This is a genomic window from Endozoicomonas ascidiicola (genome assembly GCF_001646945.1).
GTDB lineage: Bacteria > Pseudomonadota > Gammaproteobacteria > Pseudomonadales > Endozoicomonadaceae > Endozoicomonas > Endozoicomonas ascidiicola.
The window spans coordinates 70,599-74,463 of record NZ_LUTV01000009.1 but is presented as its reverse complement, the minus strand read 5'-3'; the positions used below and the strand labels follow the sequence as shown (position 1 = coordinate 74,463).

The following is a 3,865-nucleotide window of genomic DNA, read 5'->3' as shown; positions in this document are numbered from 1 at the left end:
GCACTCGTCTTTTGACTTCCAACCAGGCTGTATCTGCGGTGTAGCCTGAAGCAGCTCCTCCACCTGCTGGAGCGATTTGATGAGCCGTGTGTCCATTATGATTTTCATCCAGTAATTTTGGACGAAAGATCAGAAATCACAGGCTCATTTCATTTTGGAAACAAGGGCTCCGTTCAGGCTCATTTCATATTGGAAGAGACTGGCGCTATTCTCGGTCAGCCTCCTAGGAGTCTGTCGGACTTGAAGGTAAAAACCGGAGATGGGCCGCAATAAAGTCAAAAATCACAGAATTCAGTTTGGAAGCGCTGTTTATGTTGTCAGTCTCTTTTGCCCAAATATCCAAATGCATGCGACAAATAACCTGTAAGCTGCAATAAACTGCATAAAAATAATACTTTCCTGAAGATCTTTCAGCATCAGCGTAAACATCCGCTTCAGGTTAAAACCCATGCACAGAAGATCCCATTCAGCAGACACTGCTTCAAGACCACGGACCAGAAATTGACGGTATCCCATCACTTCTTTCTGTATYCCAAACGTTGGCTCAATGGTGCTTTTTCTCAATGCATACACCGCCCGTCCTTCCCGGGTTTGCAATCGCCAACGCATCAATTCCAGTGCGGTAACATCATCGCCTGCAGGCATCGGCTCGTCAGGCTTAAAGCGCTCCAGTAGAGGCTTGTTATGGGCATCCTTCTTTTCTGCAATGTAAGGGATAGATCCAAACTTATCCACAGCAGACACATTGCTCTGACTGAAGTAGCCCGTGTCGGCAAGAATCACGTTGGGCTTGCCAATCTGCTCTTCACGAGAGGCCAGTTCTTCGAGGGCAGGCTCTACCTGTTGTTTGTCATTGGTCGCCTGAGTAATATGATTTTCAACAATAAGACCACTGTCGTTATCTACTGCAGCCTGCGCATTATAAGCCTGCACAAAACCGTTAGCAGACGTTGGCATTATGCGAGACTCCGGATCGGTCAAATTGACTTGATCTTTGTCTCCGGGACCCGGTGACGGGGCTTTCGGTTCTTTGCCCCGTGGCTTTGTTCCCGTATCTCTGATCGCATTACGACGGGCAACTTTTTCCTGATATTCTGCCAGCTCTTGCTGATAACGCTCTTCAGCTCGTCGCTCAATTTCAGCCTTGGCATCGGCAATCACCTTGAGGCGATCTTCCCTGCGCTTCAGTTCATCAGGAATGGATAATTCGTCTGGCAATTTTTCAGTATCTGCTTTTTCAGCCATCCTGAGGAGCTCTTCAACTTCTGCCTTGAGCTGCTTTTCGAGCTTGCATGCGTGCTTGTAACTGAGCGCCTTGTGTTTGCTGGCATTGGCCTTCATCTTGGTTCCATCAAGGCTGATGGTTCCCAGCTTCAACCATTCTGCCTGTTGCGCAATCAACAATATCTGAACAAAAAGYKCACTGATTTCTTTACGGAAGCGCTGGCGAAAGGTGTTGATACTGTCGTGATCCGGATGCTCGTTGGCGCAGATATATCGAAAGGCGATGGAGTCATACGTTGCTTTCTCCAGTTTGCGGCTGGAAAAGACACCTGTTGCATACCCATAGAACAATAACGACAGCATGAGGGATGGATGCCAGGCTTTAGAACCCCTTCCTTTATAGGCGCTGATCAAAGGTGTGAGGTCTAACTGCTCGACTACCTCTACAACAAAGCGGGCAAGATGCACCTCTGGCAGATAATCCTGAACAGTGGCAGGAAAAAAGTCAGGGATGTCTCGGTCAATGGGTCTGAAAGTCCATTTGTTCATTGGCTGGCTGTCTTTTACGATCTTGCGGGTATTATACTCAAAAGTTGCTCTAAGTCCGACAGGCTCCTAGTCTATCCTTTGCAGGTGCAGTAAAATCCTGCCCGATTATGCTTCGGAACCTTCTATGCCCCTGACTCTCGATAAAGATGGATTTCTCGCCAACCTTGAAGATTGGAATCACGACGTTGCGGAACAGCTAGCCCAGCTGGAAGGACTGACTCTGACAGAAGCCCACTGGGAGATCATCAACGCCACCCGCGAGTTCTATCAGCAATACGACATGGCGCCGAATCAGCGACCCTTTGTGAAGCATATTGAAAAGTGTTTCGGAAAAGAGAAAGGAAACAGCCTCTACTTACTGAAACTGTTTCCGGAAAGCCCGGCCAGAGTCGCTTCCCGCATTGCAGGATTACCCCGGCCAACCAATTGCTTTTAATGAACGGTCACATTAAAGATCACTCAGTGGATTCTCGGCCCAAGGTGAAGTAAAAATCTCATCCAACAGTTCAGAGTTCACTTTGCTGGCATCCGCGAACTTCCATTGCGGTTTATGATCCTTATCCACCAGCACGGAACGAACGCCTTCACAGAAATCCCCTTTCAGCACAGTATTTACAGACAACACCAGCTCGCTCTGGAACACCTCTTTAAGCGACATATGACGTGCTGATGTCAACTGTCGACGGCAGATCGCCGCAGACAGGGGCGAGCCTCTTAACGCCGTTTTACGAGCCGCCTGTAACCACTCATCGTCGGTTTTCAGGTTTTCAAGTCCTTCCATCACTTCAGCCAGCGATGATCTGTCCATCAACCCGGCAATCAGGTCCCTATGTTCGCGCACTTTTGAATAAGGCAACCAGCCGGTACTCTTCTCCCGGTATTCCTGAAGAATCGCATACACCACTTTATGGGCTTCCTGAGCATTCCAATCCGCCTGAGAAAGTGACGCCAGCACATTCTCACGAAACGCCTGATCGATAAAACGATTTGCAAGGCCAACATAAATGGCATCCGCCGCATTTAAACGACAGGCGGTCAGCCCCATAAACAAACCGATTCCTGCCGGCATACGACTTAACAACCAACTGCCTGCCACATCGGGGTACAAACCAATGCTAATCTCTGGCATGGCCAGCATGGAGGTATCCGTCACCACCCGGAAATCAGCACCGGCCATCAAACCAATACCACCACCCATAACAATGCCATTACCCCAGCAAATCACCGGCTTGGTATAGGCATGGATCAGATAATCCAACCGGTATTCGTCTTCAAAAAACCGGGCGGGAGACTCAATCTGTCCGTCCACAACCGCCTGACGCAAAGAGCGAACATCACCACCCGCACAAAAGGCCTTTTCACCACTGCCCTGCATAAACACAGCGACAATATCAGGGTCGTCCTGCCATTGGGTGAGCGCTTGATGCATCTGCTCAATCATGGATGGGTTCAGGGCATTCAACGCCTTTTGAGCATTGAGTGTAACCAGGCCAACTTTTTTATTATCCCGGGCTTCCAGTTCAGATAGCAGAACGTCAGCGGTCATAGCGATTGCCTCATATATCCTATGAAGAAAAAGGATATGTAACAGTGGGGTTATTATCAATGGGGAGGGAGTAATCTTTTGTGAAAGAAATATCAGCAAGACAATAATTTGCCAAACAGAGCCCAACCAGTTCTCCGGTTACGCCGATGACAGCACCGAAAGCTACTACGTCTAGGCGAGCTAAACCGGATGCCCATGGTCACCACCACTTTAATAAGGATCACGACAATGAATTCAACAAAAAACTTCAGCTACGCCTATTACAAAAACGACTACCTGATCAAAAGCTACAGGAAAACGACAATCACACAGCAATTCCCGCCGAGTTGATTAAAGTCAATAATATCAAGGGCTAGAGACTGATCTACTAGTTCAGAAATCGCAGACTATTAAGTAACATAAGTAGTTAACCAAATGAAATCATATATTCCTGACCGACCTGCTCAAACACTCGTATGACTTCTGCTTCAAACGCCTTAAAGTCCATGACCTCAAAGAGATTCAACCATTCATACTTCACCTTTTGCCATAGCATTTCTATCAAGT

At 47.9% G+C, this 3,865-nt stretch carries 3 protein-coding genes and 1 pseudogene; 2 read left to right on the top strand and 2 right to left on the bottom strand.

What is annotated here, in order from left to right; all coding sequences use genetic code 11:
* Positions 1-417 precede the first annotated feature (417 nt).
* Positions 418-1,773, bottom strand: a pseudogene (locus tag AKL11_RS21780) (IS1182 family transposase); the annotation flags it as partial.
* A 124-nt stretch (positions 1,774-1,897) separates the two neighbouring features.
* Between AKL11_RS21780 and AKL11_RS21775 the strand changes: the two are divergent.
* Positions 1,898-2,209, top strand: coding sequence for a TusE/DsrC/DsvC family sulfur relay protein (locus tag AKL11_RS21775; protein ID WP_067521958.1), 312 nt, complete (start codon positions 1,898-1,900; stop codon positions 2,207-2,209).
* 12 nt (positions 2,210-2,221) lie between these two features.
* On the opposite strand, the gene AKL11_RS21770 is transcribed toward AKL11_RS21775, so the two are convergent.
* On the bottom strand, positions 2,222-3,319 hold the full coding sequence (locus tag AKL11_RS21770; protein ID WP_067521956.1) for an enoyl-CoA hydratase/isomerase family protein: 1,098 nt from the start codon (positions 3,317-3,319) through the stop codon (positions 2,222-2,224).
* A gap of 146 nt (positions 3,320-3,465) precedes the next feature.
* On the opposite strand from AKL11_RS21770, the gene AKL11_RS21765 reads away from it, so the two are divergent.
* On the top strand, positions 3,466-3,675 hold the full coding sequence (locus AKL11_RS21765; protein ID WP_067521954.1) for a hypothetical protein: 210 nt from the start codon (positions 3,466-3,468) through the stop codon (positions 3,673-3,675).
* Positions 3,676-3,865: the final 190 nt, after the last annotated feature.

Excerpts from the sequence above, each read along its gene's own strand:
- AKL11_RS21765 (WP_067521954.1), top strand. The coding sequence starts at position 3,466 with ATGACAGCACCGAAAGCTACTACGTCTAGGCGAGCTAAACCGGATGCC.
- AKL11_RS21770 (WP_067521956.1), bottom strand. The coding sequence starts at position 3,319 with ATGACCGCTGACGTTCTGCTATCTGAACTGGAAGCCCGGGATAATAAA.
- AKL11_RS21775 (WP_067521958.1), top strand. The coding sequence starts at position 1,898 with ATGCCCCTGACTCTCGATAAAGATGGATTTCTCGCCAACCTTGAAGAT.